At 75.3% G+C, this 4,299-nt stretch carries 3 protein-coding genes; 2 read left to right on the forward strand and 1 reads right to left on the reverse strand.

Annotated features, from left to right (window positions below; translation table 11 throughout):
- Nucleotides 1–259: 259 nt before the first annotated feature.
- Nucleotides 260–1,036: a prepilin peptidase gene (locus F6X68_RS31070; RefSeq protein ID WP_370519019.1), complete on the forward strand. Its 777-nt coding sequence runs from the start codon at nucleotides 260–262 to the stop codon at nucleotides 1,034–1,036.
- Between the two features lie 101 nt (nucleotides 1,037–1,137).
- Here F6X68_RS31070 and F6X68_RS31075 read toward each other — a convergent pair whose 3' ends face one another.
- Entirely contained in the window at nucleotides 1,138–1,776 is a 639-nt protein-coding gene (locus F6X68_RS31075; RefSeq protein ID WP_151457589.1) for a phosphatase PAP2 family protein, read from the reverse strand.
- Nucleotides 1,777–2,038: 262 nt separating this feature from the next.
- Here F6X68_RS31075 and F6X68_RS31080 point away from each other — a divergent pair.
- A partial coding sequence (locus F6X68_RS31080) for a glycoside hydrolase family 65 protein (protein ID WP_151457591.1) occupies nucleotides 2,039–4,299 on the forward strand: 2,261 nt, incomplete at its 3' end.

Below are 4,299 nucleotides of genomic sequence, written 5' to 3' on the forward strand. Positions count from 1 at the left end.
TGGGAAGCGCGCGCGGTGGGCGAGGCGTCGTCGAGGCGGTCGGTGCGTGTCCCGGACGTGGTGTCTGGTCCGATCCGTCCCCCGCGCCGACGTGTCGCTATTTCGCCATGGTGGGATTCCCGCCTATTCGGATGCGCCATTTCCGCGCCCAACGCCGCGCATCGCGGGGGAGGAGTGCGGGCCGTTTCGCCCGTTACCGGAAGTCGTCCATGGCGCTACCCTGCGTGGTTGTCGTCGGTGCGGGCCTCCGGGGGCGGTCATGGCGATGACCGGGCCGCCGGCGGTGGCGGAGCCGGCCGCACCGAAGGTCGCCGCGCGCGGGGCGCGGCTGCTGGCCGTACTCGCGCTCGCCCCGGTGCTCCGGCTCGCCGTGATCCGGCACGCCGTACCACCGGGGGTGGCGACCCGGACCGGGTGCGACGCGTGCGGCGCCCCGGTCGGGCTGGCCCGGCCCTGGCCGGCGCTGGGCCCGACGGCGCGGTGCGGGCGGTGCGGGGCGCGCGTCGGCCCGCCGCCCGGCACGGTGGAACTCGCCCTCGCGGCGGCCGTCGGGGCGCTGGTGCTGCTCGGGCCGCCCCCCGCCGTGCTGGTCGCCACGGCCTGGTGGCTGGGCTGGGCGATCCCGCTGGTCCTCGTCGACGCGGCCGTGTGCCGGCTGCCGGACCGGCTCACCTGGCCCGCCGCGGCCGGGACCTGGCTGCTGCTGGGGCTGGCCGCCCTCGCCGGGGCCGGCCCGGCGCCGTGGCTGCGCGCCACCGTGGCCGGCGTCGCGCTGGCGCTCTTCTTCGCCACCACCACGCTGCTGCTCGGCCGGCGCGGCTTCGGCCTCGGCGACGCCAAGCTGGCGCTCGGCGTCGGCGCGCTGCTGGGCTGGTACGGCTGGGCGGTCCCGGTGACCGGGCTGGTGCTCGCCCTGCTGCTCTCCGGGGCGGTCGGCGTCGCGCTGCTGGCCGCCCGCCGCGTCGGCTGGCGCAGCCACCTCCCCTTCGGCCCGTTCCTCGTCCTCGGCGCCCTCGCCGCCCTCGTCCTGCTCTGATCCGTGCGGGCGCAGGCCGCCCGCGCTCCTCCGCCTGGCCGGGCGGCCTCCCGTCCACGCAGGCCCTCCGTGCGGGCGGGTGGCCGCCCGGCCAGGAGCGGTCAGCGGCGGGACGTCGGGGTGGCCGGATCGCGGACGGGGCGCTCGGCCTGGCGGGCGCGGCGGTGCAGCAGCCCGGCGGCGGGGCGGGCGAACAGCGGGGTGAGCAGCGCGGCGAACAGGGCGCCGAGCAGGACACCGGCGACCACGTCGTGCGGGTAGTGCACGCCGACGAAGGTGCGGGAGAACGCGGCCAGCGCCGCCAGCGGCAGCGCCACCAGGCCGACCCGGCGGGACAGCAGCAGCGTCGCCACCGCCAGGCCGCCCGCGATCGTGGAGTGGTTGCTGGGGAACGACCAGTCGCCCGTCGGCGGGCACTCGCCGGCGATGATGGCGAGTTCGGTGGCGATCGCCCGGCAGGGGCGTTCCTGGTCCACCACGGTCTTCAGCAGCTCGCTGCACCCGTACGCGAGCACCACCGGCGCTGGCGACACCAGGGCGTACGCGCGGTCGCGCGGCCCGCCCCCGAGCCGGGACACGGCCGCGATCAGCCACAGCGCGCCGAGCAGCAGGATCGCGCCCTCGGTGAAGTGCTCGGCGAACCACTGCACCGGTTGCGGGGTGTCGGCGGCGAAGTCGACGATGTCCTGGTACCACTCGACACTGATCTTCGGAACGTCCGACGTGTCCGCATCAATCATGATTCACCTCACGGATCGTTCATACCTCGTTTAGCTCCCAGACAACCCTGGAATACCTGGAAGTCGGGCGCAGTGTGCATTGGTCGGGTGGTGGCCCCGACTTTCGTCTCAGCGACCTCTCAGCCCCATCTGCTTCGATTGACCCGGTACGTCGGACTTCCCTGGAGGCGCTGTGCACGAAACCCCCATCACCGATCGGCCGCCGACCGGGCAGGTCACAGGGGGCGACGAGGCCTGGCGGATCCGGCGTACGGAGGCGGACATGGACCGCCTCGCCGAGACCGAGTCGATCTTCGCGTTGGGCAACGGCTGGGTCGGCTGGCGCGGCACCCTGGACGAGGGCACGCCCTACGGCATGCCCGGCACCTACCTCAACGGCTTCCACGAGCGGCGCGAGCTCGACTATCCCGAGGACGGGTACGCCTTCCCGCAGTTCAGCGACACGGTGATCAGCGCGCCGAACGCGGCCCTGATCCGCCTCTGGGTCGACGGCGAGCCGCTGGACGTGCGCACCGGCACCCTGCGCACCCACGAGCGGGTGCTCGACCTGCGCGCCGGGGTGGTCGAGCGGCACACCGAGTGGATCTCGCCGGCCGGCCACGGCGTACGCGTCCGCAGCGTCCGACTGGTCTCCCTGCCCCGCCGTCCGGTGGCCGCCGTCCGGTGGTCCGTCGAGCCGTTGGACGGCACGGTCGAGGTGCGGGTCTGCGCCGACCTGCTCGCCAACGAGCGGGTGCCGGAGCGCGCCGACGACCCCCGCGCCGCCTCCGTGATCACCGACCCGCTGACCGCCGAGTACCGGCACTCCGACGGCCACGACGGCGTCCTCGTCCACCGCACCGGGCACAGCGGCCAGCGGGTCGCCGTCGCCGTCGCGCACGACGTGCACGCCCCGGACGGCTTCGCACCCGGCGTCGACTGCACCCCCGACCGGCTGCGCCTCACGCTGACCGGGACGCTGCGCGCCGGCGAGCGGCTGCGACTGACCAAGTTCGCCGCGTACGAGTGCACCCCGGTGGACGGCCTGCCCCCGGAGGAACTGGCCCGACTGGTCGTCGCGGAGGCCGACGCGGCCCGCGCGGAGGGCTTCGAGACCCTGCTGACCGGCCAGCGCGCGGCGCTGGACGCCGCCTGGCAGACCGCCGACGTCCAGCTCGACGGCGACGACGAGCTCCAGCAGGCCATCCGGTTCTCGGTGTTCCACCTGCTCCAGGCGGGCCGGGCGGACGGCGACCGGACCATTCCCGCCAAGGGCCTGACCGGCAACGGCTACGACGGGCACGTGCTCTGGGACACGGAGGGCTACGTCCTGCCCGTGCTGACCTACCTCGACCCGCCGCTGGCCCGCTCGGCGCTGCGCTGGCGGCACGCCCATCTGCCGGAGGCCCGCGAGCGCGCGGCGGAGCTGCGGCTGACCGGCGCGACCTTCCCGTGGCGGACCCTCGGCGGGCGGGAGTGCTCCGGCTACTGGCCGGCCGGCACGGCCGGGCTGCACCTCAACGCCGACATCGCCGACGCGGTGCTGCGCTACGCCGCCGCCACGGGCGACGAGGAGTTCCTCGCCGGGCCCGGGCTGGAACTGCTGGTCGAGACGGCCCGGCTCTGGCACGGCTTCGGCCACTGGTCCGACACCGGCACCTTCCACCTGCACGGCGTGACCGGCCCCGACGAGTACAGCGCCCTGGTCAACGACAACGTCTTCACCAACCTGATGGCCCGGCGCAACCTGCGCGGGGCCGCCGACGCCGCCGAGCGGCACCCCGGGGCGGCGGCCCGGCTCGGGGTCGAGGCGGCCGAGGTGTCGGCCTGGCGCGCCGCGGCCGACGCGGTCTTCGTCCCGTACGACCGCAAGCGGGGGGTGCACCAGCAGTCGGCGGGCTTCACCGAGCAGCCGGAGTGGGACTTCGCGGACACCTCGGACGACGACTACCCGCTGCTGCTGCACTTCCCCTACCTGGAGCTGTACCGCAGGCAGGTGGTCAAACAGGCCGACCTGGTGCTCGCCATGCAGCGCTGCCCGGGGGAGTTCACGGCCGACGAGAAGGCCCGCAACTTCGCCTACTACGAGGCGCGGACCGTCCGGGACTCGTCGCTGTCGGCCTCCCCGCAGGCCGTGCTCGCCGCCGAGGTCGGGCACCTCGACCTGGCGTACGACCTGTTCGCCGAGTCGGTGCTCCAGGACCTGGCGGACCTCGGCGACAAGACCGGCGACGGGCTGCACCTGGCGTCGCTGGGCGGGGCGTGGCTGGCCCTGGTGCAGGGCTTCGGCGGGCTGCGCGACGACCGCGGGGTGCTCTCCTTCGACCCCCGGCTGCCGGCGGCGATCGACCGGCTCGCGTTCCACCTGCGCTGGCACGGCCACCGGCTGCGGGTCACCCTCACCGCCGACGAGGCCCGCTACGAGCTGCCGGACGCCGACCCGGAGACCGGCATCGAGGTGTGGCACCACGGCGAGCCGCTCCGGGTCACCGGAGCCGGGCCGGTCACCCGGCCGATGCCCGAGGTGCCCGACCGGGGGCCGGA

The organism is Micromonospora sp. AMSO12t (genome assembly GCF_008806585.1).
In the GTDB taxonomy this organism is placed as follows: domain Bacteria; phylum Actinomycetota; class Actinomycetes; order Mycobacteriales; family Micromonosporaceae; genus Micromonospora; species Micromonospora reichwaldensis.